Source organism: Pseudomonas sp. MS646, from assembly GCF_036693845.1.
Taxonomy (GTDB): Bacteria; Pseudomonadota; Gammaproteobacteria; order Pseudomonadales; family Pseudomonadaceae; genus Aquipseudomonas; species Aquipseudomonas chlororaphis_E.
The window spans coordinates 2,689,299-2,713,265 of the sequence record NZ_CP144763.1; the positions used below are offsets into that span (position 1 = coordinate 2,689,299).

Sequence of the window (23,967 nt, forward strand, 5' to 3'; positions counted from 1 at the left end):
TGTGCGTCCGGTCGCCCCTGGACGAGGTGAAACCCCATGACGATCAACACGCCGATCCTGCAGATCGATGACATTGAAGTGCTCTACGAACAGACCATCCTGGCGGTGCGCAACGTCTCGCTGACGGTGCCGACCGGGCAGGTGGTGGTGCTGTTGGGGGCCAATGGCGCAGGCAAGAGCACCACGTTGAAGGCGGCGTCCAACCTAGTACGCGCCGAAAAGGGCGAAGTGGTGCGCGGACGGATCGTTTATCAGGGCGCGGAGGTGACCCACAGTGCCCCTCACACCCTGGCGGCGAACGGCCTGGTGCAGGTGCTGGAGGGCCGGCATTGCTTTGCCCAACTGACCGTGGAGGAAAACCTTTTGGCCGGTGCCCTGGCGCGCCAGGCTCCGCGGCGCCAGTTGCTGGCCGACCTGGAGTGGGTCTATGGTCATTTCCCGCGTTTGAAGCTGCGGCGCAACAGCCTGGCCGGCTACACCTCCGGCGGCGAGCAACAGATGATCGCCATCGGCCGCGCGTTGATGGCCAAGCCGCGATTGGTCTTGCTGGACGAACCGTCGATGGGGCTGGCCCCGCAGGTCGTCGAGGAGATCTTCGCCATCATTCACCAGCTCAACCGGCATGACGGCGTCAGCTTCCTGGTCGCCGAGCAGAACATCAACGTTGCCCTGCGTCACGCGCACTACGGCTATGTACTGGAAAGCGGTCGCGTGGTGAGCGAAGGCAGCGCCGGGCAACTGGCGGCCCGCAGCGATCTCCAGGATTTCTACCTGGGCGCGCGGACCGGTGGCGCGGGGCGCCAGGCTGTGAGTGCCGGTGCGGTTTCAGGTTGACAGGTTGATCACCTGGCCGTCCCGGGTGTCGAGTGGGGAGCGACGTCGGTTGACCACCAGTTCGCCGATCTTGATCAGCAGGCTGCGGGTGACATTGCGGCTGAGCCCCAACAGTTGCGCGGTATGGACCTGGTTGCAGTTGGCGTAGCGGTAGGTGGCGCGCAACAGCTCGGCTTCGACCTTTTCATGCAAGTCGCCCTGTTCCTGTTCGAGCAGTTTTTCCAGGGCTCTTTGCAACAGCGCCTCGGGGTCTTGCGGCAGGCACGCCTGGGTGGTGTCCTGGCGTTCGATGCGCAGGTTCGACAAATGCAGGTCCTGCACGCCGATCACCCGGTGACGGCAGATCAGCAAGGTGTGATGGATGACATTTTCCAGCTCACGGATGTTGCCTGGCCAGGAATAGTCGAGCAGTTTGCGCTGCGCCTGGGCGTCCAGGGTCACGTCGCCGAGGCCGAGCTTGCGGCTGTACTCGGCGATGAAATGGCGGATCAGCGGCAGGATGTCGCCGGGCCGCTCGCGCAGCGGCTTGAGCACCAGGGTGACCACGTTGAGGCGGTAGTAGAGGTCTTCGCGAAAATGGCCGGCGTTGATGGCTTTTTCCAGCTGCACGTTGGTGGCCGCGAGCACCCGCACGTTGATCCTGATGCTCTTGCGCGAACCCAGGCGTACCACCTCGCGCTCTTGCAGCACACGGAGCAACTTGACTTGGATGGGCAACGGAAGGTCACCGATTTCATCGAGGAACAGCGTGCCGCCATCGGCTTCCTCGAACCAGCCGGCCTTGGCGGTCAGCGCGCCGGTGAAGGCACCTTTCTCGTGCCCGAACAGCTCGGCTTCGACCAGCGTTTCGGAAAAGGCCCCGCAGTTGACCGCAATGAACGGCTTGTCGCGGCGGGCGCTGAGGTTGTGCACGTGGCGGGCCACCAACTCTTTGCCGGTGCCGGTCTGGCCGATGATCAGCACGCTGGCGTCACTGGGGGCGACTTGTTGCAAATGAGCCAGCAAGGCACGAGAGCTGGGGTCCTCGAAGACCTGGGCCGTTGCGCGGATCGACGTGGCCAGGCTGGGGGAGGGGGGGAGCGTGAGGAGTTGCATGACGATGGCACCCGTTGATGAGATTGAGGTCGGGTGAGGACCAACACTCCTTGATGGCAGCACCCCGCGAGCCATTCGGCTTAAGGTTTAATCTAAATGATCTAAGAAATTGTTAACAAATAACTTTTGGTTATTTACTTAAAGCCATCGCCGCGCTGCGACGCGGTGTCGCTCAGGTCGTTGCAAAGAAGATTGTCTGTAAAAACATTTATTGACTAAAAGAAATTATCGGATAATTATTTCCCTGCATCTGCTTTCACGCAGAGTCACTGTTCAGGGGCAACCCCGATGAGTCAGAACACCCTGCCAACCTTGGCAAGCCTTTACGTCGAGGCCAACGAATCTTCCTTGCACGCCGCCCGCCACGGGCCATTGCTCATGCAGGGCTTTCCCGCCGAACCCCACCACCGCGTCACCTGGAACAACTGGATGCAACCCCCGTTCAACCAGTGGGGGTTTCGCAACCTGGCACGCCTGCGTCCCACCATCGACGTGCAGGCGGGCAGCGGGCCGGTCAGTGAGTTCAAGCAGGCGCCACAGCCCCTGGACAAGCTGCACTTCGACAGCGAATGCGGCTTGAGCATCAGCGTGATCGACCACCTGGTCGCCAGCCAGACCGACGCCTTCCTGGTGCTGCAGGGCGACACGGTGCTGTATGAGCGCTACTTCAACGGGCAGCGCCCCGAGGACCGGCACGTCATGTTTTCGGTGACCAAGTCGCTGGTCGGCACCTTGGGCGAGCAACTGGTGTGCGACGGTGTGCTGGACCCGACATTACCCGCTGCCTTCTACGTGCCCGAGCTGGCGGGCAGCGCGTTCGGCGATGCCACCGTGCGACAGTTGTTCGACATGGCGGTGGGTATCGACTACAGCGAAGTCTACGAAGACCCGGATTCCGAGAGCTCCCAGTACGGCTATGCCTGCGGGTTCCAGCCGGCGCCGGCGCAATACGCGCAGTTCGAGTCGCTATATCAGTTCCTGCCGTCCCTGAAAAAGCGCGGCCAGCACGGCGGCTTCTTCAGCTACGTGACGGCGACCACCGAAGCCTTGGCCTGGGTCATGGAGCGGGCCAGTGGCAAGGCCTGTCACCAGTTGCTGCAAACCGTATGGCGCCAGTTGGGCTGCGAGCGCGACGGCTACTTCATGGCCGATCCGTGGGGCCGCAGCGTGGCCGGCGCCGGTTTCAGCGCGACGTTGCGGGACATGGCGCGTTTCGGACGCCTGCTGGCCAACGACGGCCGCCAGGGCGAACGACAACTGCTCTCGGCCGAGACGGTGGCCCGCATCGCCGCCGGTGCCGACCCGGCGGTCTATGCGACGTCAGCCGACTTCCACGCCTGGACCCCCGGCGCGTCCTACCGCAGCCAGTGGTACGTCTTCAACGACCACAGCCAGGCGATCATGGCCGGTGGCATTCATGGCCAATACCTGTTTGTCGACAAACCTTCCGGCGTGGTGATCGTCAAGCAGTCTTCGCTGGATGACGCCATCGGCCCGTTCGACACCGACAGCGTACGCATGCTGCGAGCCATCGCCGCGCAACTGCGCGACTGACCCGCGCCCGACGATAAGAAACCTGCGTTCCATTCACCTGGCCTGGCCAGGTGTTGGGCGACGCTTTGCGCCGCCATTCACTGCCCTGTAACAACAATAATCACACAGGAGCTCCAAATGGTTTCCATGATGCGTTTGTCCCGAACGTTGCTGGCGTTCGGGTTACCCCTGACCACCCAAGCGGTCCTGGCGGGCTACACGTTCGAGGACGGCAACCTCAAGGGCGAGGCCAACCTGACGGCGGGCGGCGCCATCCTCTCGACCCGCCAGGTCAATTTCGGCGCGGGCCGGATCGATCTGCGCAGCCGCCGCAACGACGGCACGAAAATCGATTGGCAAGAGTTCTACCTCAAGCCCGGCGTCAAGCTCGAATATGCCTTGCAGCCCGACTTCAGCCTGTTGGCCGGGGGCTCGCTGGTGGCGGCGACGACCCTGGGCGACGGCGACGCCGGTGGCTTCACACGGCGTTCCGACGGCGAGGTCTCCACTGAAGAGTTCTATGGCGGTTTTCGCGCCGGGGAGTGGACCTTCACGGCCGGGCGCCAAAACTACATGATCGGCACCGGTTTCATTGTCATGGACGGCGACCTCGACCAGTTCAAGGACGGCGCCTATTGGCTCGCGCCAAGAACCGCCTTCAAGGAATCGGCGCTGTTGGCCTGGGACCATGGCGCATTGAAGACCCAAGCTTTCTCCTTGCGCACTGACGGCGACCTGGGCGACTTCCGCATGACCGGCGCCAACCTCGACTACAACCTCGTCGACCAGGTGACGCTCGGGGCCATGGCCATGAAGGTCAATGCCCTGGGCCCCAAGGGCGCGACGCCGCTGCGCCGCGACGGCATGCAGGTGTACAACGTCCGGGCGCTCAACGCCAAGGTGCCGGGCGTGCCGGCGCTGACGCTCAACGCTGAATATGCCGTAGAGCGCGGGCACGGCGAAGGCGTCGACTATGACGCCGAGGCCTGGTACGCCCAGGCCGACTATGCCTTCGAAAACGTGCCGCTGACCCCGATCATCGGCTATCGCTACACCCACTTTTCCGGGGACGACAACCTCGCCGACAACCGTCAGGCGTCCTGGGACCCGCTCAGCAAGGGTTATGTCGACTGGGGCACCTGGCTGGTGGGCGATGTGGTCGGCAACTACCTGCTGTTCAACAGCAATGAAAATGTCCAGCAGTTCTCCCTCAAGACGCACCTCAACGAAACGCTGACCTTGGGAACGATCCACTACCAGTTCTGGCTGGACGAAAAAAACTACATGGGGGCCGCCGTCAATGACCGGCGTTTTGCCGACGAGAGCGTCGTCTTCCTTGATTGGGCGCCGTCCAGGGCGCTGGTGACGTCGCTGTCCTATAACTGGGTCAAGCCCATGGCCGCGGCCAAGCAGGTGTTTGGCGATGACCAGACATTCAGCGCGCTGGAAATGTCCTTTACCTACCGCTATTAAGTGTCGCGAGCCTTCGCGGCCGCGCTGGAGTTTTTCCCATGTACAAGTCGTTGCGTAACACCTTGCTGGGCGGTTTGATTTCATTGTTGGTCAGCGGCGCGGGGATGGCCGACGAACGCACGGTGCGGATCTACAACTGGATCGAGTACCTGCCGCCGGAAATCCTCAAGAGCTTCCAGGAAGAAACCGGTATTCGACCGATCTACGACGTATTCGACAGTGTCGAGACCCTGGAGTCCAAGCTGTTGACCGGCAACTCCGGGTATGACGTGGTCTACCCGAGCAGCTCCAACGTCAGCCACCTGATCGCCGCCGGTGCCGTCCAGCCACTGGACCGCAGCCAATTGCCCAACTGGCAGCACCTGGACCCGGAGTTCATGAAGTCCCTCGAAGCGGTGGGCGACACCGGTAACCGCTACGCCGTGCCGTACCTCTGGGGCACCACGTTGATCGGCTACAACGTCGACAAGGTGCGCAAGGCGCTGGGCGCCGATGTGCAGATGAACAGCTGGGACATCATCTTCAAGGAGCAGAATCTCTCCAGGCTGGCCAGCTGTGGCGTGGGCTTTCTCGATGCCGCCAACGAAATCATCCCGATCGCCTTGCACTACGAAGGCCTCGATCCCAATAGCCTGAAGCGCGAGGACTACCCGAAGGCCCAGGCCGCGATGCTGAAGATTCGCCCCTACATCAACTATTTCAGTTCATCGCGCTACGGCATGGACCTGGCCAACGGTGATGTGTGCGTCGCCGTGGGCTGGTCCGGCGGCGTGGCCCTGGCCAAGCAACTGGCCGATGCCGCGGGCAAGGGCGTCAAGGTCGAGATGGCCTTGCCGAAGGAGGGCGCGCCGGTGTGGTCGGACGTGATGATGGTGCCGACCAATGCCCCTCACACCCAAGAGGCCTACGCCTTCATCAACTACATCCTGCGCCCGGACGTGATTGCCCGGATCAGCAACAAGATCGGCTACCCCAACCCCAACAAGGATGCCACCGCGCTGGTAAATGCCGAGATCCGCAACAACCCCGCCATGTACGTGCCGGACGAAGCCCGCAAGACGCTGTTTGCCCTGGAGCCGGTGCCGGCCGCCGTCGAGCGGATCCGCACGCGCACCTGGACCACCATCAAGAGCAATCGCTGAGCAGGCTGGCCCGGCGTCGTGGCGCCGGGCCTTTTCCATGGCTTAATCAGGCCCGCATGCCTTGGAACAGCAGCTCGGTGATCCGCCGGACCTGGCTGGAGTGAGCCTCGACATCCGGCTGTTGCTGGTTGACCAGCCGATACAGTTGCAGGTGCGAATAGTCATTGAGCAGGAAGGCGGCCAGTTCCACGTCGAGGTCGGCGCGCAGCTTGCCGGCCGCTTGCAACTCCCTGAGCAGGCCGCTGATTTCGGCTCGCAGCGCATCGTTCATGGCGCGATAGCCTTCGGGCAAATCGTTGTCGCCCCCGAACAGGATCAGCGGCAGCAGTTCGCGCCACAGGCTCGGGTGCATGACTTCCAGGGCGTACCCGGTCAGTAATCGCTCCAGGTAACACATCGCCTCGACCGGGTCTTCAATCCCGGGGATCTGGCTGCGGGTGTCCTTGAGCGCGCGCTGGTCGGCCTCGTGGAGGATTTCCAGGATGATTTCCTGCTTGTTGCCGAAGTACTTGAACACGGTGGGCGCCGAGACGCCGGCCTGGCTGGCGATCTGTTCGATGGTGGTGTCCTGGTAGCCCTGGCGCTCGAACAGTTCGATGGCCGCTTTGCTGATGGCTTGCCGTCGTTCGGCTTTCTGGCGTTCACGCAGTCCGCTCACGGGAGGTCCTTGTCTGGGAGAGAAGAGGCGGCCGCCGCACACCACCGTCCCTCTGCCGCAAAGGTGGGGGCGAGCGGGCTTCCGCATACCTGTGCAAAATACTTAACTGGATAAAATATTTGAAGCACTCATTTCAAATACTGGCCTTTTGGTTCGGCTCTGGAAGGGGGGGCCGGCAGTGGCGAGATCAGGCACTGACGCGGCGCGCTCAGGTAATTTTTCCCGTCGGCAAGGCAGGTAACGTGACGCGTCATTCCATCCGGTTACACAGATACGTAAAGGGGGGACCAGGAAAAACCGGAAGTTAGCGCTTCAAGAGGGGCAGTCACCCACTGATCCCTGTCTACGCCTCAATGCCGATCAAAAGAGAATAAGAAAATGACCAGCCCCAGCTTCAAGGATTCGAACGGCCATCTGGCGCAGGGCTTCAAGCCTCGTCACGTCACCATGCTGTCCATCGCCGGGATCATCGGCGCGGGCCTGTTCGTCGGCTCCGGACACGCTATCGCCGCCGCCGGCCCGGCCGTCTTGCTGGCTTACTTGTTTTCCGGGCTGTTGGTGGTCCTTGTCATGCGCATGCTGGGTGAAATGGCGGTGGCCAACCCGGACACCGGATCCTTTTCCACCTACGCCGACCAGGCCATCGGCCGTTGGGCGGGCTTCACCATCGGCTGGCTCTACTGGTGGTTCTGGGTGCTGGTGATACCGATCGAGGCGCTGGCCGCCGGGCATGTCCTGAACCAGTGGTTTCCGGCCGTGGACGCCTGGGTGTTTGCCTCGGCGTCCATTGTCCTGTTGGCCGTGACCAACCTGTTCAGCGTGGCCAAGTACGGGGAGTTCGAGTTCTGGTTCGCGATGGCCAAGGTGGTGGCGATCATCGGTTTCATTTCTCTGGGAGGTGCCGTGTTGATGGGCTGGATCCCCGAGCGGGAAGCCAGCGGCCTGAGCCGCTTGATGGAAGAACACGGCGGGTTCGCGCCCAACGGCCTGTCGGCGGTGGTCGGTGCTTTCATCACCATCATGTTCAGCTTCATCGGCACCGAGGCGGTGACCATCGCGGCGGCCGAGTCCAACGATCCGGCCCAGAACATCGCCAAGGCGACCCGGTCGGTGATCTGGCGAATCGGGGTGTTCTACCTGCTGTCGATCTTCGTGGTCATTTCCGTGGTGCCTTGGAACGATCCGCTGCTGGCGTCCGTGGGCTCCTACCAGCGTGCGCTGGAACTGATGAACATTCCCCACGCCAAGCTCATGGTTGATGCGGTGGTGCTGATTGCCGTGGCCAGTTGCATGAACTCCTCGATCTACATCGCCTCACGCATGCTGTATTCCCTGGGGCGCCGCGGTGATGCGCCGAAGGCGCTGAAAGTGACGTCCGCGGCCGGTGTCCCGCGCTCGGCGGTGATCGCCAGCACTGTGCTGGGGGCAGGGGTCACCTTGTTCAGCTACTTCATGCCGGCGGGGCTGTTCCAGTTCCTGCTCGCCAGCTCCGGCGCCATCGCATTGCTGGTGTACCTGGTAATTGCCATTTCCCAGCTGCGCATGCGCAGGATGCTGCATCGGCAGAACGTCGAGCTGGCTTTTCACATGTGGCTGTTCCCGTGGCTGACCTGGCTGGTGATCGTGTTCATCTCGGCGGCGCTGGCGGTGATGATGGTGACGCCCGAACACCGCAGTGAAGTGAGCACCACCCTGGGGCTGGCGCTGGTGATTTCGTTCATCGGGCTGGTGACTTCCCGGCAGCATGCGCAGCCCGAACGGGCCGCTTCCCTCGGATAGTCCGGCGGCGTTTTTCGCCCGCTTGGCGCCACGTTGCTGGCGCCAAGAAATCCACACCCGGGGCCCGTTCGAGGCCCCGAAAACCCTGGCTTGCAGCACAACCCTCCCGCTGGTCACCCACTGTAAAAACCCAGCCTGTCGAACCGGCACTAACCGGTAGCGGCGTTGTCAGTTATTGGCGCCTGTAGCGACGAGGATCGTCACTGAAAGCGACGTGAGTGTTTTCTCCAATGCCTCCGGGCAGAAAGCGCGCGATGGATTGCGTCTTGGACCGACTCTTTCTTTTGCGGGCGACATTCTATGGGTTTGCTTCTCGATCCGCGTCATGACATTGATGCCGCTTTACTGAGCTATCGCCGGGTGTTCTGGTCGCTTGCGCTGTTCAGTGGGGTGATCAACCTGCTGGTGCTGGTGCCGTCCCTGTACATGATGCAGGTGTACGACCGGGTGCTCACCAGTCGCAACGAAACCACGCTGTTCATGCTCACCTTGATCGCCCTGGGCCTGTTCCTGTTCAGTGCGTTGATCGAGTGGGTGCGCGGGGAGGTGATGATCCGCATGAGCGCCGGGCTCGACGACGCCCTCGGCGAGCGGATCTTCGACGCGGCCTTCGCCCGCAGCCTGCGCGAGCACAACGCCAACCCGGCCCAGGTGCTCACCGACCTGGCCACGCTGCGGCAACTGATCACCGGCCAGGGCCTGATCGCCTTGCTCGATGCGCCGTGGCTGCCGATCTTCCTGTTGGTGGCGTTCATCTTTCATCCCTGGTTCGGCGTGTTGACGTTGATCCTCGCCCTGGTGCTGGTCGGCCTGGCGCTGTGGGGGGAACTGGCGACGCGCACGCGCCTGGGGGAAGCCAATCGGTTGGGCGTGCAATCGGCGGTTTACGTCAACAGCACCTTGCACAACGCCGAAGTGATCCAGGCCCTGGGCATGCTCGGGCCGTTGCGCCAACGCTGGAGCCTGTTGCAGCAGCGCATCATTGCGGCCCAGGCCCACGCCAGCGATCGCGGTGCGCGCATCACCTCGGCGACGCGTTTCGTGCGCATCTCGGGCCAGTCGTTGTCATTGGGGCTGGGCGCGCTGCTGGTGCTGGAAGGGCAGTTGTCGGCAGGCATGATGATCGCGATGTCGCTGTTGCTGGGACGGGCCCTGGCGCCGGTGGAAATCGCCATCGGTTCGTGGAAGCAATTCAACGCCGGGCGCCAGAGCTACCAGCGCTTGAGCCAGTTGTTGGCCCAGCATCCGCGCGAACGCCTGCGCATGCCGTTGCCGCCCCCCAGCGGCGCGGTGCGCCTTGAGCAACTGTACGTCGGTACGCCGGGTGCCACGCAGCCGATTCTGCGGGGCATCCAGTTCAGCCTGGCCAAAGGGGACGTGCTGGCCGTTGTCGGACCCAGCGCCAGCGGTAAATCGACCCTCGCCAGGGCACTGGTTGGGGTCTGGCCGGCCATGGGCGGCTCGGTGCGCCTGGACGACGCCGAGATCAGCCAGTGGACCCACGACGCCCTGGGCCCGCACCTGGGCTACCTGCCCCAGGACATCGAACTGTTCGACGGCAGCGTGGCCGACAACATCGCCCGCTTCGGCGAACAGGACGCGGACAAGATCATCGCCGCCGGACGCCTGGCCGGGATCCACGAGATGATCCTGCGTTTTCCCAAGGGCTACGACACGCCGCTGGGCCCTGGTGGGCTGGGCTTGTCCGGCGGGCAGAAACAGCGCCTCGGGCTGGCCCGCGCGCTCTATGGGCGGCCGTCGCTGATCGTGCTCGATGAACCCAATTCCAACCTCGATGAAGCCGGCGAACTGGCGCTGGTGCAGGCCATCAACGCGCTCAAGGCGGCGGGCAGCACGGTGGTGCTGATCACCCACCGGCCGAACGTGCTGGCGGTGGTCGATCACATCCTGGTGCTCAAGGACGGCACGCAACAGGCGTTCGGCCCTCGGGACCGGGTTCTCAAGGCGTTGATGCCGGGCCCGAGGCCGGCCGCGGTGAGGGAGGCAGGCAAAGATGCGTGATCTGACGCCGGGAGCGCACACCTACAGCGAGCACGGGGTGAGTGTTCGCAGCAGCTCGACGCTGCCCACCGCCAGCACCGATGCCCGTGGCGCGGCGCGCTATGGTGTCGGTTTCCTGGTGCTCGCCCTGGGCGGCTTCCTGCTCTGGGCCTGCCTGGCGCCGCTCGACCAGGGCGTGGTGGGCAGCGGCACCGTGGTGGTGGCGGGCGAGCGCAAGGCGGTGCAGTCGCTGGTCGGCGGGGTGGTGGAGAAACTGCTGGTCAGCGACGGCGACCGCGTCACCCAAGGGCAGTTGCTGGTGCAGCTCAACACCGTGCAGGCACAGTCGCAACTGGACGTAACCCTGGGCAAGTTGCTCAACGATCGCAGCGTCGAGGCACGGCTGATTGCCGAGCGCCTGGGCAATGCCGAGATCCAATGGCCGCCGGAGCTGCTGGCGCGTGCCGACGAGCCACGGGTCAAGGCGTCCATGGCGTTGCAGAGCCAACTGTTCCTGACCCGGCGCGCCGAGCTGGGCAGCCGCTTGCAGATCATCGAGCACGAGGCCGCGGCGTTGCAGCAGCAGTTGCTGGGCTACGAAGGCGTGAAGCGCAACTACGACGCGCAGATGCGTTTCCAGCAGCAGGAGCTCGAAGGGCTGCGTGACCTGGCGCGGGAGGGCTACGTGCCGCGCAACAAACTCTTCGAGGCTGAGCGCAACGCGGCGCAACTGGCCGGGCAGATCGCCTCGGGCGTCGGCGACGTCGGCAGGACGCGCCAGGCCATCAACGAAAGCCGGCTCAAGGCCTTGCAGGCGCAGCAGGAGTTTCGTCGGGACGCCGAAACCCAGCTCAGCGAAGTCTCGGCCGAAGCCGCAGGCTATGCCGATCAGATTCGCGCCTTGCAGTTCGAAGTCGACAACGGGGCGATCCGCGCGCCGGTGTCCGGGCAAGTCATGGACGTGAACATTCATACCGTCGGCGGCGTGGCGCAAGCGGGGCAGACCTTGATGCAGGTGGTTCCACTGGACGCACCCATGGCGATCACTGCGCGTTTCGAACCGTTGATGGCCAACAAGCTGCGGCCCGGGCTGCCGGTGCATGTGCACTTCACCGCGCTGCAACGGGTCGACACGCCGACGGTCACCGGCACGGTGACGACGGTTTCAGCGGATCAGTTGATCAACGAACAGACCCACCAGCCGTATTTTTCCGCCAAGGTCGAGATCCCCGCCGAGACCGTCGCAGCGTTGCAGGGTGCCGGGCTGTTGGTCCGCCCGGGCATGCTCGCCGACGTGACGGTGGTGACGGGGGAGCGCACCTTGATGAACTACCTGATGAAGCCTTTGCGCGAACGCTTGCTGGCGGCCTTCAAGGAGGAATGAGCATGACCGACCGTCACCGTTACCGCGCCCGGATGTTGCTGGGCCTGTGCACCAGTTGGGCGGTGATCGGCCCCGCCTGGGCGGCCGAAGGGGGCTTGAGCCTGACCGCTGCGTACGACGCCTCGCGGCTCAACGACCCGACCGTGCAATCGGCCGCCCATGCTTTCGATGCTTCTCGGAACGAAGAGGCGATCGGCCGGGGCGGGCTCTATCCGCAGGTGTCGTTGAGTTCACGTTATGGCTACGGCGGCCGTACCGATGGCGGCGATGACCGCAGCTATGTCAACAGTAACGACTACCAGGCGAACAGCGTCACCCTGGCGGCGCAGCAGCCGCTCTATGACAAGGGGCGCTGGGCGGCGTACCAGGAGGGCAAGGCGCGGGGGCAATTGGGCGTACAGGTGTTCGACGTTGCCGGCCAGACCTTGTATGACCGTGTCGCCAAGGGCTACTTCGACGTGGCTCGGGCCGAAAACGAAATCAAGTTGATCGCCCAGCAGAAGGCGGCGATCAACGGCCTGGTCATTCAGAGCAAGAAACTCTATCAGGGCGGCCAGGGCGCGATCACCGATATCGATGAGGCCCAGGCGCGGCTCGACCTGGTCGATGCCCAGGAGGCCGAAGCCCAGGCGCGCCGGGTGGCGGCGCTGCGGGCATTGTCCGGGCGCACCAGTGTACCGATCGAGGACATCCAGCCCATGCGCGAGGAACTGGCCACCGCCAACCCGATTCCACCAGAGCAGGACTTGCCCTACTGGACGGCGATCGCCCGCGACGCCAGCCCCGAGTTGGCCGCGCGGCTGGCGGCGGTCAAGGTCGCCGAGGCCCAGGCCGACAGCCAGCGCGCCGGGCACTACCCGACCTTGTCCCTGACCACTCAACTGACCCGCCGGGAAACCCGCCAATACCAGGAACTCGACCCGCGCCAGGACACTTATTACGTCGGCGTGCAACTGGACATCCCGTTGTACCGTGGCGGCGCGGTGCGTGCGTCGGTGGCCAAGGCCGAGGCGCAACTGGCCGGGGCCCAGTCCGACTACGACGTGCAACGCCAGCAACTGGCCGAGGACATCGAGACCGACTACCTGGGCGTCGTGGCGGGGTTTGCCAAGAGCAAGGCGATGCAGCGGGCGGTGGAGTCCAATCAGCGTGCGCTGACCTCGACGGAAAAAGGCTTCCAGGGCGGCGTGCGTTCCACCGTGGACATCCTCGACGCCCAGCAACGGGTGTTCCAGGCCCGTCGAGACCTGCTCAATACCAAGCTCGACATGCTGCAAAGCTACGTCAGCCTGCACACCCACACTGGCCAGATGAACCGCGCCGTGCTGGAACAGGTGCAGAACCTGTTCTAAACATCGCGGGAACCCCAGCTCTGTGTGGGAGCGGGCTTGCTCGCGAAAGCGGTGGGTCTGTGACGGTGAGATTGGATGTGCCGCCGTCTTCGCGAGCAAGCTCGCTCCCACAAAAGCGCCGGGAGGATGCCCGGTATGTGCGTGAAATCCACTATCCCTGTGGGAGCGAGCTTGCTCGCGAAAGCGGTGGGTCAGTGACGGTGAGATTGGATGTGCCGCCGTCTTCGCGAACAAGCCCGCTCCCACAAAAGCGCTGGGGGCTGCCCAGTATTTGTGTGGAATCCACTATCCCTGTGGGAGCGAGCTTGCTCGCGAAAGCGGTGGGTCAATGATGGTGAATTTGGATGTGCCGCCGTCTTCGCGAGCAAGCTCGCTCCCACAAAAGCGCCGGGAGGATGCCCGGTATGTGCGTGAAATCCACTATCCCTGTGGGAGCGAGCTTGCTCGCGAAAGCGGTGGGTCTGTGACGGTGAGATTGGATGTGCCGCCGTCTTCGCGAGCAAGCTCGCTCCCACAAAAGCGCCGGGGGGATACCCGGTATGTGCGTGAAATCCACTATCCCTGTGGGAGCGAGCTTGCTCGCGAAAGCGGTGGGTCAGTGACGATGAGATTGGATGTGCCGCCGTCTTCGCGAGCAAGCTCGCTCCCACAAAAGCGCCGGGGGATGCCCCCGGTCGTCAATGGCTGGAAGGCAGGAACTCGAACAAGGTCTTGCAGACGCCGGCGATGTGTTCGTCCAGGAGTTTCACCGCCCGTTCGACATCGCCGGCGCGGCAGGCGTCGAGGATTTCCCGATGCTCGTGGTCGGCGCGGTCCTTGCCGGCCGACAGGCTCATCTGCATGCGCAGGTAGCGCTCCAGTTTGTCGTGGACCGAACGGATCAGCCCCACCAGGAACGGCCGTTGTGCCGGTTCGTAGAGACAGGCATGCAATTGCCAGTTCAGCTCGGCCCAGCGGCCCACATCGTCCTCGCCGATGAACTCCCGGCAAATACTGTCCGCGCGGGCGAAGGTGTCTTCGGTCATGTTCGGGATCGCCAGGCGCAGCACCTTGTCCTCCAGTAACATGCGTACCTCGAACATCTGCGCCAGTTCCGCCTCGGAGATGCGCGTGACCATCGCCCCGCGATTGCGCTGGAACATCACCAGGCCCTCGGCCTCCAGGCGCTTGAGGGCTTCGCGTACGGGGATCTTGCTGACGTTGAACTGCCGGGCGATGTCGTCCTGGCGAATCGGCTCGTCTTCGGCAAAATGCCCGGCCACGATGGCATCGCGCAGGTGACGGGTGATGATTTCCGAAGTGGTGGGGGTGTTGCCCAGATCAGGCAGGTTGAACTTGGATAAGGTCACGGCGGCAGGTCGGCTGGTGGAGTTGGGGATATGGTATACGACTTTGCCGAAGCCAGTGTCGAGCCTTGCTGCGAGCTTTATCCCGTGGCGAGGGAGCTTGCTCCCGCTGGGCTGCGCAGCAGCCCCATTTCAGTGATTGTCACTCAATTGAGCGGGAGCAAGCGCCCTCGCCACAGGTTCCACCTTGCGAACAACCACCCACCCGGTGACCAACGATCCGACCATCAACGCCACCCCGAACAGGATCAACGCCATATCGGCGCCGAACGCGTCGGCCACCACGCCGGTGACCACCACCGGAAGACTGAAACCGATATACGCGAACAGGAAAAAACCGGCGCTGACCCGGGCCTTTTCCAGGCCGGCCATGGCCGTGATCGCCGATAACCCACCCAGGTACAGAAAACCGTAGCACGCGCTGCTGGCCCCCAGGGCGCCCAACAGCACCGCGAGCAGCGAACCGTTGCTGGCGCCCCACGCCAGTAGCGCATAGCTTACGGGCAGCACCAGCAAGCCGATGCCGGTGGCCCGGGCCGGGGGCAGGCGGCGGGCCCAGGGCTGGAAGAGCAGCCCGCAACTGATCACGGTAAAGGTCGACAGGCCCGACCACTGCTGCAAGGCGTGGGCGGCCAGCACCGATGGCAATATCGCGATGACCAGCCCCGAGGTGGCCCAGGCCAGCAGCATCGAAAAGCTGTAGGGCAGGCTGCCAGCGGGAAACAGCGGCAGGCGCAGCAGCGGTGCATGGCCGTTGCGCGTGGCAGGGTCCGGCAACCGGACGACCACGCCCATCGCCAGGGCCGCCAGGGTCAGTTGCAGCCAAAAACTGCCGGGCACGACGCTGTGCTGGACGATCAGGAACAGGCTGGTCAATGCCGCGCCGAGGCCGAAGCCCAGCGAGGTACTGGCGGTGACCCGGTTGGCAGCCGCGCGGGTGTCGCCGCCGATCATCAGTTCGGTCATGTAGGCCGTCGCGGTCGCCGAAGCGAGCCCCGTGCCGACGCCCATCATCAGCCGCGCCAGGCCCAGCGCGACCAGGTTCGGCCAGATCGAGGTGACCACCGTCGCCAGCATCGACAGGCCCAGCGCCAACAGGATCAAGGGCCGGCGGCCCACTCGGTCGGCGATCCCGCCGAAGGCCAACAACACCGGCAGCACCCCCAGCACATAACAGGAAAAGGCCACCGCCGTGGCGCCGGCCCCATGACCGGAAGCCTGCGCATAGGCGGTGTACAACGGTGCCTGCAGGTTCACGGCCAGGGTGATCAGGCACAAGCCAAAAGCCAGCCCCCATGAGTGTCGATACTGTGCGTTCAAGCGCGTTCCTCAGGAAATCGTAAGTCCCGAGGACTATCACCGCCGACTCCCCCAGGAACAAGAAACAGCCCGGGGCGTTTTGTGTTTAACTGTTCGCCAAAAAACAGCGAACACTTAAAAGGCGTGCCATGGACCTGAACATCGATCGCAATGCCGCCGAGCCGATGGTCCGGCAACTGGTGGCGCAGTTGCTGGGCTGGATAAAGCGCCAGCGCATCCGCCCCGGTGCCCGGATGCCCTCGATCCGGCAACTGGCCCAGGAAAACGGCGTGAGCCTGGCGTGTGTGATCAAGGCCTACGACCAACTGGTTGCCAGTGGGGTGTTGGAGTCCCGGCATGGGTCGGGTTTTTTCGTCGCGCCCCAGGTGTCGCGCCCGAAGGAACCGGCGGTGGGCGAAGAGGAGGGCGCATGGGCCTTGTTCGAGCCGCAGTCTTCGCGGCTCAAGCTCGGCTGCGGCTGGCTGCCCGACGCCTGGCGGGACGACACCGACCTGGGCCAGGCCATCCGCCAGGTGGTGCGCAGCGACAACCACGCCCTGTTCAACTACAGCACGCCGCTGGGGTCGGTCGAGCTGCGCCAGCACATTCAGAAACGCCTGGACCTGATCGACATCCACGTCGACCTGCCGCAGATTCTCACGACCCAGGGGGCCAGCCAGGGCCTTGACCTGCTGGTGCGCACGCTGCTCAAACCCGGTGACCTGGTACTGGTGGAGAGCCCCGGCTACTACAACCTGTTCAACCTGCTGAGGCTGCACGGGGTCAGGACCCTGGCGGTGGCGCGAGGCACCCAGGGCCCGGCTATCGAGGACCTGGAGCGCTTGCTGGAGCAGCACAAACCCGCCTATTTCTTCCTCAACAGCATGTACCAGAACCCCACCGGCACCAGCCTGGCACCGAGCGTGGCGTACCGCTTGCTGCAACTGGCCAACCAGCATGACTTCAAGCTGATCGAGGACGACATCTACGCCGACTTCCAGAACGGCGTGACGTCCCGGCTGGCGACCCTGGACGGGCTGGACCGGGTGATCTACCTCGCGAGTTTTTCCAAGACCTTGTCCAGCTCCTTGCGTGTCGGTTACGTGGTTGCCCAGCCCGACATCATCAACCGGCTGGCCGAGGTCAAGATGGTGACCGGCATCGGCTGCTCGCTGCTGGCGGAGAACGTCGTGGCGGCGTTGCTCGCCAACGGCGCGTATCGCAAGTTGATCCAGCGCCTGCGCCAACGGCTGAACAAGCAGATGGCAAGCACCCTTCGCCAACTCGACCAGGCGCATTGGGAGGTTTTTGCCGAACCCACCGGCGGCCTGTTCGTGTGGGCCCGGCCGCGACACCTGGCTGCCGACCGGGTGCAGCAGATTGCCCAGGAAACGCAGGTGCAACTCTCCCAGGGTTCCAGTTTCATGCCGGCGGGTGAGGCGTGTGACTGGCTGCGGCTGAACGTGGCCTTTGTCCAGGACGTTCGCGCGCAACGGTTTTTCCAGCGAATCGAGCAAGAGTCCCTCAGCCACCGCGATAACTGAATATGCGCAGGGAAATGCAGGGTGTTAATGGGAATACATATCAAACAGGAATGAGTTGCTGTATCTTTCGCGACACATTCTTGCCGGCCCCAGCGGGTTGGCGTTTTTCCCTTAGGATTGTGCATCGATGCGTCGGATTCTCGTTTCACTGTGTGTGCTGCAGGCTTATTCCGTATCCACCTGGGCAGATGAGCCCCTTGTCGCCCCGGCGTCCATGGAGCTGCAAGCCACCGACATCGTCGGCGCTGGCGACTATGAAAATCCCCAGGGACCGGTCAAGGGCTATCACGCCACCCGTTCGGCCAGCGCCACCCGCACCGACACCGCGATCCATGAAACCCCGCAATCGATCTCCGTGGTGTCGCGCGACGCCGTCGAAGACCTCGGCGCCACACGCCTGCAAGATGCCCTCGACTACGCCGGCGGCGTGGGCCGGGCCAACAATTTCGGCGGCCAGGGCCTGACCACCTTCACCGTGCGCGGCTTCACCACGGGGGAGTTCTACCGCAACGGCTTCCCGATCAACCGGGGTTACCCGAACATGCCCGACGCCAACACCATCGAGCGCCTGGAAGTGCTGCGCGGCCCGGCGACCATGCTGTACGGGCGTGGCGACCCCGGCGGCACCTTCAACGTGGTGTCCAAGCAGCCGTTGGCCGAGCGCACGGTGACCCTCGGCAGCCAGCTCAATGACCAAGGCATGCGTCGCGGCACGCTGGACGCGTCCGGCCCGTTGGACGAAGCGGGCACGCTGGCCTATCGCTTGAACGTGATCGGCGAGGGTGGCGATACCTTCCGCGACCACGTCGAGACCGAGCGCTACGGCGTCGCCCCGGTGGTGACCTGGCAACTCAACGACACCACGCGCCTGACGTTCGAAGGCGACTTCATGCGCAACAACCATCCGCTGGACCGGGGTGTGACGCACTATCCTGGCCAGCGTGGCACGGCATCGCGCGAGACCTTCTTCGGCGAAAAGGACGCCGGCAAACTGCACAACGACAACAACATGCTGCAAGTGCGTTTCGAGCACATGCTCAACGACGACTGGACCCTGGCCGGTGGCACCCAATGGCTGGACGGCACGTTGCAGGGCAATGCCATCGAAGGCAACGGCATCGCCGCCGACGGCCGTACCCTGGGGCGCAATTTCAACTACCGCAAGCTGGAATGGACAGACCGCGACACGCAACTGAACCTCACCGGGCATTTCGCCACGGGCGGCTTGGAGCACACGCTGTTGACCGGGATCGAGTACGAAGACTACGACTACCAGTCCATCATTCAGCGCTCCGCGGCCGGGACCGGGGCCTATCCCATTGATATCTTCGATCCGGTGTACGGCCAGCCCCGCCCGGCGCTGACCCGCACCCCCACCGACGACCAGGAAAACCTCAAGACCCTTGGCCTGTTCGTCCAGGACCAGGTGGCGCTGACCGAGCGCTTGAAAGTGCTGGCGGGGGCGCGATTCGAGCGCTTCGAGCATGAGTACGAGACGTTTGTGCCCAATGGCAGGAGCTGGAGCAAAGACGACAGCGCGGTCACCCCGCGGCTGGGCGTGATCTACGACCTGACCGACACCGTGGCGGTCTACGCCAACACGGCCCGCTCGTTCAAGCCCAACACCGGTGCCAGCCGCCAGGGTGGCGGCTTCAAGCCGGAAGAGGGCAAGTCCTACGAGATGGGTGTGAAATGGGAAGCGCTGGATCGCCAGTTGAGCGTCGACGCGGCGGTCTATCAGATCGAGAAGCGTAACGTGCTCACCACTGACCCGCTGGACTCCACCTTCAGCGTGGCCGCCGGCGAAGTGCGCAGCCGTGGCTTCGACCTGAACGTGGCCGGTAACCTGACACCGGCGTGGCGGGTGATCGGTGGCTATGCCTACGTCGATGCCGAGGTGACCAAGGACACCAGCATCCCAAGCGGGACCCGCCTGCTCAACGTGCCCAAGAACACCTTCAGCCTGTTGAACGTCTACGAATTCCAGGACGGCGGCCTCAAGGGCCTGGGGCTGGGCGCCGGTGCCCGGTACGTTGACGAACGCGCCGGCCAGACGGCGGCGAATGCCTTCTCGATGGACAGCTACACGGTGGTGGACCTGCTGGGCTACTACAAAGTCAACGAGCGGATCCGCCTGAACCTGGACGTGAAGAACCTGTTCGACGCCGATTATGAAGAGGGTGCGTTCGGTAACGTCTACGCCTACCCAGGCGCACCGCGCACTGTGCAGGCTGGCATCTCCTACACCCTCTGATCCCTGTGGGAGCGAGCAGGCTCGCTCCCACACAGCGGGGCAGTTGATGCTCACCACTTGCCCGTGCTCATCCCGCCATCCACCGGCAATACCACGCCGGTGGTGAAATCGGCCCCTGCCAGATAAAGCACGGCCTCGGCAATTTCCTCGACCGTCCCCACACGACCCGCCGGCGCCAGGTTATCGAGAAACGCACGGTGCGCCGGGTCATGCATCGGCGTGTCGATGATCCCGGGCGCGACGGCGTTGACCTTGATGTGATGGGGCGACAACTCCAGGGCCAGGGCGCGGGTCATCTGGTTGACCCCGCCCTTGATCAACACCGGCAGCGCGGCCGGCACCTGGATATTGGGTTGCAGCGCCACCGAGGCGGAGATGTTGACGATAAAGCCCTGGCGACGGCCGATCATGTGCGCGGCCGCTGCCTGGCTGGCATACACGAGGCCCTTGAGGTTGGTGTCCAGCAGCGCTTCCAGGTCCTGGGGGCTGTACTCGATGAATGGCTTGGGTAGAAAGAAACCCGCATTGTTCACCAACCCGTCCACACCGCCGAAGGCCTCGACGGCTTTGGCAACGACACGGGTAGAGGTGGCCGGGTCGGCAATATCACCGGCCACGCCAATGAACCGGTCGGCATGGTTGAACTGGGCCGCAGCGGCGTCCAGCCCGGATTGAGAACGGGCATTGCCCACCACGTTATAGCCCCGATCCAGGAATGCCTTGACCAAGCCCAAGCCGATACCGCTGGAAGCGCCGGTGATGATGACGGTTTTGTTGATACTCATGAAATCGACTCCTGATCACATTGATTGAACCGCTGCGCCGGGAGCGGCGCGGGTTGTGCTCAGGGTATTGATGCGCTCAGGTTTGATAAATCAGGGTTCTGGTACTTGAGTTGATACCTCATGTAATCAATCCCAAACATCCACACAACCGAACTGTGGCGAAGGTGGGAGCGGTTGAATCAGTGCTGGGTGTGCCACTGTCTTCGCGAGCGAGCTCGCTCTCGCAATGGGACTTGCGGGGCAGTTGGAAGTATGGGCTGGCTGTCAGGTCGCCTTCGCGGGCAAGCCCGCTCCCACAGGGGCCCCGCGCAGGCACGAACGAGCCAGGTCGGCTTTAAGGCCGCCTCGGGCACGCCGAGTCTGGGCGAGGCACCAGGGGGGTGGGCAAACGCTCTTGGTTTCTTTTGGCTAATCTGGCTCCCGGTGTCTCAAAAAAAGCGACCGTTATCGCAGCAATGGGTAGGTACTCAATTAGACCGCCATCACGAGCAGACTCACTCCTTTGGAAGACTTCGAAACTGCGTCGTCGTCATACCCGCGTATCCCCAGTTATCCGTATCCACCTCCTCGATCACGATATGGGTCAAGTGCGGGTCCTTGCCCAACACACGTTGAAGGGTCTCGGTGATTTCAGCGATCACCTGGGCCTTCTGCTCACGTGTCACGCCATCACGGGTAATTCGTACATTGACAAAGGGCATCTCGCACTCCTGCTGATGAACACGGGCGCAGGACCATTCCCGCGCCACCGGGGCCACTGTATTTATACGCGCCAGCCTGATAAACAGGCCTCTGGAATCTTCAGTTGATACGCGGTGTAACGAATCATGAAGCGGCATTTCGAAGACCTGCAACTGGGCAGCATAGAACTGTTTTGCCTGGCGGCCGAGGCGGGCAGTTTCACGGCGGCGGCGCAGGTGGCGGGTGTCACTCCGGCGGCGGTGAGCCGTTCGATCTTTCGCCTGGAAGAACGCCTGGGCTCGCGCCTTTTCGTGCGTACCACTCGTAGCATCCGCCTGACAGAGGCCGGCAAGACCTATTTCGAACAATGCCGGCAGGCGCTGACGCAACTGATCGAGGCGCAACAGGCAATGATGGGCGCCCAAGCGGTGCCCGCCGGGCCATTGCGCATCAGCCTGCCCACCACCTACGGTCACCACCGGATCCTGCCGTTGCTGCCGGCGTTCCGGGCGCTGTACCCGCAAGTCAGCGTGGACGTGCACCTGAGCAATCGCAACATCGACTTCGTTGCCGAAGGGTATGACCTGGCGATCCGCGTGCGGGCCCAGCCGGACTCCTCGATGATCGCCCGGCAGTTGGAAGACGCGAGGCTGGTGGTGGTCGCGGCGCCGGATTACCTGCGCAGGGCCGGCACCCCACAGACCCTCGAAGACCTGAATGAGCACGAGTGCATCCAGTTCGAATTGCCCAGCAGCGGTCGACGGATTTCCTGGCTGTTCAAGGTCGATGGCAAGGACCGGGAGGTCTTTGCCCAAGGCCACTACGGTTGTTCGGACGATGTACTGGGCGGTGTGACGCTGGCCAAGCACGGTGCGGGCCTGTTCCAGACCTACCGCTTCATCGTCGAACAGGAACTGGCGGACGGGCGCCTGGTGGAAGTGCTGCAGCCATTGGGTGGCCGCTCACGGCCCTTCACATTGCTCTATCCCCACGGCCGACACATGCCACAGCGCGTGCGCGCGTTCATCGACTTCCTGTTGCAGTACCGCGAGCAGTGGGCCAAAACCTGAGGCGCTGTGGGAGCGAGCAGGCTCGCTCCCACTTCATGCATGCACCTGGCCAATCATCAGAACTTGAACGCCTGCCGACCGATCAGCAGCCACTTACCGTCCTTCTGTTTCTGCCAGATCTGGAAGTTCTCGATTTCGGTCGGCACGATGTCGCTGCCCTTGATCGCCTGGGCCGAGAAATGATTACGCACCAGAGCGGTGTCGCCTGAGAGGGTGATCTTCTGGTTTTTCATCTCCAGGGTCTTGAACGCGCTCTTGCCGGTCTCGATGTCGGCGATGAAGGCTTTCTTGTCCTGGATGTTCCCGCTGGAATGCCCGTAGGTGAGGTTTTCGGCGGCCAATGCCTGGAGCTGGGGGATGTCCTTGTGCAGCATGGCCTGGGTCAGGTGGTCGACGGCCTGGGCCACATCCTGCTCGGCCGACGCCGCAGCAGTGGCCGCATAACCGCTGAACAGGCACAGGAAGCTGATGACCAATGTCGCTTTCTTCATGGATGTTTCCTTGTTTTTGTAGGTATGAGGAACGTCACGAGCGTTTTTGACTACGCTCGTCGGTCATCGTACAACTACTTTCGGTGTCAGGATAGCCAAGAGACCGGCAATGGAAAAATGAACGAATGATTCACGACCCCAACGTGGCGAGGGAGCTTGCTCCCGCTGGGCTGCGAAGCAGCCCCAAAAGCGACACCGACGCACGGGTCATTCTGGCGTGCGCTCAGGGGCCGCTACGCGGCCAGCGGGAGCAAGCTCCCTCGCCACGGGCCGCTGCCTGGCAGTGAGCTTACAACCCCTCGCGAACCGCCCCCCGAATCCCTTCCAGCAACATGGCAAACGCCGGGTTGTCGTTGTCTTCCCGCCAAATCAGATGCAGTTCGCTTTGCACCCCTTCGCCCAGGTCGATCTCGCGGAACACCACCTGCTTGAACACCACGCTGGTGGCGCACCGGGGCACCAGGGCCAGGCCCATGCCGGCGTTGACCAGCGCCAGGATGGTCAGCGAGGAGCCGAGCCATTGCACGTATTGCGGCGCCACCCGGGCCGAGCGGAGCGTGCCGGTGAGCAATTCGTTGAACGGCGGGTAGGCGGAATGGGAGTACATCAGGAACGGTTGCGCGTCGAGGTCCTGCACACTCACGGTTTCGGCCTGGGCCAGCGGGTGCCCGGCCGGGACCGCCAGCACGAAGGGTTCGCGCACCAGGCATTCGGTGGCGTAGCCGGTTTCCAGTAGCGGCGAGCGGACGATGCCCAGGTCGATGCGCCGGGCGCGCAGGGCCTCATGCTGCTGGTAGGTATTCATCTCCGACAGGACGATTTTGACCTGGGGCTGTTTCAGCCGCGCTTCGGCGATCACCTTGGGCAAAAATTCATACACCGCGCTGCCGACGAAGCTGATGGTGACCGAGCCGATGTCACCCTGGGCGAAGCGCCGGGCCGCCACGGCCGCTTGTTGGGCTTGTTCCAGCAGGTTCTGGGCTTCGAGGAAAAACGCCCGGCCGGCGGCGGTGAGCGCCACGCTGCGGGTGCTGCGGGTGAACAGTTCGACCCCCAGGTGATGTTCCAGCAACTGGATCTGCCGGCTCAACGGTGGCTGGGTCATGTTCAGGCGTTCGGCGGCTCGACGGAAGTTGAGTTCGGTCGCCACGGTGGTAAAGCAGCGCAGTTGGGCCAGTTCAAACATTGATTCAATCCAGGTATCAATCAAGTGCCAAGTTAGATTAGACGGGAACAATCCCCGGCG

19 protein-coding genes are annotated in these 23,967 nt (G+C 63.5%); 11 read left to right on the forward strand and 8 right to left on the reverse strand.

Features of this window, described 5'->3' with window-relative positions; genetic code table 11:
* Positions 1-36 precede the first annotated feature (36 nt).
* Complete coding sequence (locus tag V3H56_RS11880) at positions 37-834, forward strand: ABC transporter ATP-binding protein (protein WP_123578091.1); 798 nt, start codon at positions 37-39, stop codon at positions 832-834.
* Here the strand turns inward: V3H56_RS11880 and V3H56_RS11885 are convergent.
* Positions 826-1,929 carry a sigma-54 dependent transcriptional regulator gene (locus V3H56_RS11885; protein WP_123578092.1) on the reverse strand — a complete coding sequence of 368 codons (1,104 nt, stop codon included), beginning with the start codon at positions 1,927-1,929 and terminating at the stop codon, positions 826-828. The two genes, V3H56_RS11880 and V3H56_RS11885, sit on opposite strands and share 9 nt — an antisense overlap.
* A 288-nt stretch (positions 1,930-2,217) precedes the next feature.
* Here V3H56_RS11885 and V3H56_RS11890 point away from each other — a divergent pair, with 288 nt between their 5' ends.
* The 3 genes from V3H56_RS11890 to V3H56_RS11900 all read left to right on the forward strand — a co-directional run bounded on the left by V3H56_RS11890 (position 2,218) and on the right by V3H56_RS11900 (position 6,077).
* Positions 2,218-3,483: a serine hydrolase domain-containing protein gene (locus V3H56_RS11890; RefSeq protein ID WP_123578093.1), complete on the forward strand. Its 1,266-nt coding sequence runs from the start codon at positions 2,218-2,220 to the stop codon at positions 3,481-3,483.
* 117 nt (positions 3,484-3,600) lie between these two features.
* Complete coding sequence (locus tag V3H56_RS11895) at positions 3,601-4,935, forward strand: alginate export family protein (RefSeq protein ID WP_123578094.1); 1,335 nt, start codon at positions 3,601-3,603, stop codon at positions 4,933-4,935.
* Positions 4,936-4,973: 38 nt separating this feature from the next.
* Positions 4,974-6,077: a polyamine ABC transporter substrate-binding protein gene (locus V3H56_RS11900; protein WP_042730256.1), complete on the forward strand. Its 1,104-nt coding sequence runs from the start codon at positions 4,974-4,976 to the stop codon at positions 6,075-6,077.
* A gap of 46 nt (positions 6,078-6,123) precedes the next feature.
* Here V3H56_RS11900 and V3H56_RS11905 read toward each other — a convergent pair whose 3' ends face one another.
* Positions 6,124-6,735, reverse strand: a complete 612-nt coding sequence (locus V3H56_RS11905; protein ID WP_123578095.1) for a TetR/AcrR family transcriptional regulator — start codon at positions 6,733-6,735, stop codon at positions 6,124-6,126.
* 378 nt (positions 6,736-7,113) lie between these two features.
* Here V3H56_RS11905 and V3H56_RS11910 point away from each other — a divergent pair, with 378 nt between their 5' ends.
* The 4 genes from V3H56_RS11910 to V3H56_RS11925 all read left to right on the forward strand — a co-directional run bounded on the left by V3H56_RS11910 (position 7,114) and on the right by V3H56_RS11925 (position 13,251).
* Positions 7,114-8,514, forward strand: a complete 1,401-nt coding sequence (locus V3H56_RS11910; protein WP_042730258.1) for an amino acid permease — start codon at positions 7,114-7,116, stop codon at positions 8,512-8,514.
* Between the two features lie 300 nt (positions 8,515-8,814).
* Positions 8,815-10,536: a type I secretion system permease/ATPase gene (locus tag V3H56_RS11915; RefSeq protein WP_123578096.1), complete on the forward strand. Its 1,722-nt coding sequence runs from the start codon at positions 8,815-8,817 to the stop codon at positions 10,534-10,536.
* A complete protein-coding gene (locus V3H56_RS11920; RefSeq protein ID WP_123578097.1) occupies positions 10,529-11,899 on the forward strand; it encodes an HlyD family type I secretion periplasmic adaptor subunit in 1,371 nt (456 codons plus the stop codon). Before V3H56_RS11915 ends, V3H56_RS11920 begins: the two co-directional genes overlap by 8 nt.
* A 2-nt stretch (positions 11,900-11,901) precedes the next feature.
* A complete protein-coding gene (locus V3H56_RS11925; RefSeq protein ID WP_338474679.1) occupies positions 11,902-13,251 on the forward strand; it encodes a TolC family outer membrane protein in 1,350 nt (449 codons plus the stop codon).
* Between the two features lie 677 nt (positions 13,252-13,928).
* On the opposite strand, the gene V3H56_RS11930 is transcribed toward V3H56_RS11925, so the two are convergent.
* Together V3H56_RS11930 and V3H56_RS11935 are read right to left on the reverse strand one after the other, a co-directional pair.
* Positions 13,929-14,600 (reverse strand): GntR family transcriptional regulator, encoded by a 672-nt coding sequence (locus tag V3H56_RS11930; RefSeq protein WP_042732403.1) that lies wholly within the window; start codon positions 14,598-14,600, stop codon positions 13,929-13,931.
* Positions 14,601-14,729: 129 nt separating this feature from the next.
* On the reverse strand, positions 14,730-15,917 hold the full coding sequence (locus tag V3H56_RS11935; RefSeq protein WP_338474680.1) for an MFS transporter: 1,188 nt from the start codon (positions 15,915-15,917) through the stop codon (positions 14,730-14,732).
* A gap of 128 nt (positions 15,918-16,045) precedes the next feature.
* On the opposite strand from V3H56_RS11935, the gene V3H56_RS11940 reads away from it, so the two are divergent.
* The gene (locus tag V3H56_RS11940) at positions 16,046-17,440 is read left to right on the forward strand and encodes a PLP-dependent aminotransferase family protein (RefSeq protein ID WP_338474681.1); all 1,395 of its coding nucleotides are present in this window, start codon (positions 16,046-16,048) and stop codon (positions 17,438-17,440) included.
* A 127-nt stretch (positions 17,441-17,567) separates the two neighbouring features.
* A complete protein-coding gene (locus V3H56_RS11945; RefSeq protein WP_338474682.1) occupies positions 17,568-19,694 on the forward strand; it encodes a TonB-dependent siderophore receptor in 2,127 nt (708 codons plus the stop codon).
* Positions 19,695-19,744: 50 nt separating this feature from the next.
* Here the strand turns inward: V3H56_RS11945 and V3H56_RS11950 are convergent, their stop codons facing one another.
* Entirely contained in the window at positions 19,745-20,479 is a 735-nt protein-coding gene (locus V3H56_RS11950) for an SDR family NAD(P)-dependent oxidoreductase (RefSeq protein ID WP_042732735.1), read from the reverse strand.
* Between the two features lie 494 nt (positions 20,480-20,973).
* Positions 20,974-21,180 carry a 4-oxalocrotonate tautomerase family protein gene (locus tag V3H56_RS11955; RefSeq protein WP_047737977.1) on the reverse strand — a complete coding sequence of 69 codons (207 nt, stop codon included), beginning with the start codon at positions 21,178-21,180 and terminating at the stop codon, positions 20,974-20,976.
* A gap of 126 nt (positions 21,181-21,306) precedes the next feature.
* Between V3H56_RS11955 and V3H56_RS11960 the strand changes: the two genes are divergently transcribed.
* Complete coding sequence (locus V3H56_RS11960; RefSeq protein ID WP_123578102.1) at positions 21,307-22,230, forward strand: LysR family transcriptional regulator; 924 nt, start codon at positions 21,307-21,309, stop codon at positions 22,228-22,230.
* Positions 22,231-22,286: 56 nt separating this feature from the next.
* Here V3H56_RS11960 and V3H56_RS11965 read toward each other — a convergent pair whose 3' ends face one another.
* Together V3H56_RS11965 and V3H56_RS11970 are read right to left on the reverse strand one after the other, a co-directional pair.
* Complete coding sequence (locus tag V3H56_RS11965) at positions 22,287-22,721, reverse strand: nuclear transport factor 2 family protein (protein ID WP_047737980.1); 435 nt, start codon at positions 22,719-22,721, stop codon at positions 22,287-22,289.
* Between the two features lie 289 nt (positions 22,722-23,010).
* Positions 23,011-23,907: a LysR substrate-binding domain-containing protein gene (locus V3H56_RS11970; protein WP_042731728.1), complete on the reverse strand. Its 897-nt coding sequence runs from the start codon at positions 23,905-23,907 to the stop codon at positions 23,011-23,013.
* Positions 23,908-23,967 lie beyond the last annotated feature (60 nt).

Bases quoted from the DNA above. Each gene is read 5' to 3' on its own strand.
- V3H56_RS11920 (WP_123578097.1), top strand. From the start codon at position 10,529: ATGCGTGATCTGACGCCGGGAGCGCACACCTACAGCGAGCACGGGGTG.
- V3H56_RS11925 (WP_338474679.1), top strand. From the start codon at position 11,902: ATGACCGACCGTCACCGTTACCGCGCCCGGATGTTGCTGGGCCTGTGC.
- V3H56_RS11885 (WP_123578092.1), bottom strand. From the start codon at position 1,929: ATGCAACTCCTCACGCTCCCCCCCTCCCCCAGCCTGGCCACGTCGATC.
- V3H56_RS11880 (WP_123578091.1), top strand. From the start codon at position 37: ATGACGATCAACACGCCGATCCTGCAGATCGATGACATTGAAGTGCTC.
- V3H56_RS11945 (WP_338474682.1), top strand. From the start codon at position 17,568: ATGCGTCGGATTCTCGTTTCACTGTGTGTGCTGCAGGCTTATTCCGTA.
- V3H56_RS11900 (WP_042730256.1), top strand. From the start codon at position 4,974: ATGTACAAGTCGTTGCGTAACACCTTGCTGGGCGGTTTGATTTCATTG.
- V3H56_RS11910 (WP_042730258.1), top strand. From the start codon at position 7,114: ATGACCAGCCCCAGCTTCAAGGATTCGAACGGCCATCTGGCGCAGGGC.
- V3H56_RS11965 (WP_047737980.1), bottom strand. From the start codon at position 22,721: ATGAAGAAAGCGACATTGGTCATCAGCTTCCTGTGCCTGTTCAGCGGT.
- V3H56_RS11915 (WP_123578096.1), top strand. From the start codon at position 8,815: ATGGGTTTGCTTCTCGATCCGCGTCATGACATTGATGCCGCTTTACTG.
- V3H56_RS11890 (WP_123578093.1), top strand. From the start codon at position 2,218: ATGAGTCAGAACACCCTGCCAACCTTGGCAAGCCTTTACGTCGAGGCC.
- V3H56_RS11970 (WP_042731728.1), bottom strand. From the start codon at position 23,907: ATGTTTGAACTGGCCCAACTGCGCTGCTTTACCACCGTGGCGACCGAA.
- V3H56_RS11955 (WP_047737977.1), bottom strand. From the start codon at position 21,180: ATGCCCTTTGTCAATGTACGAATTACCCGTGATGGCGTGACACGTGAG.
- V3H56_RS11960 (WP_123578102.1), top strand. From the start codon at position 21,307: ATGAAGCGGCATTTCGAAGACCTGCAACTGGGCAGCATAGAACTGTTT.
- V3H56_RS11940 (WP_338474681.1), top strand. From the start codon at position 16,046: ATGGACCTGAACATCGATCGCAATGCCGCCGAGCCGATGGTCCGGCAA.
- V3H56_RS11895 (WP_123578094.1), top strand. From the start codon at position 3,601: ATGGTTTCCATGATGCGTTTGTCCCGAACGTTGCTGGCGTTCGGGTTA.
- V3H56_RS11950 (WP_042732735.1), bottom strand. From the start codon at position 20,479: ATGAGTATCAACAAAACCGTCATCATCACCGGCGCTTCCAGCGGTATC.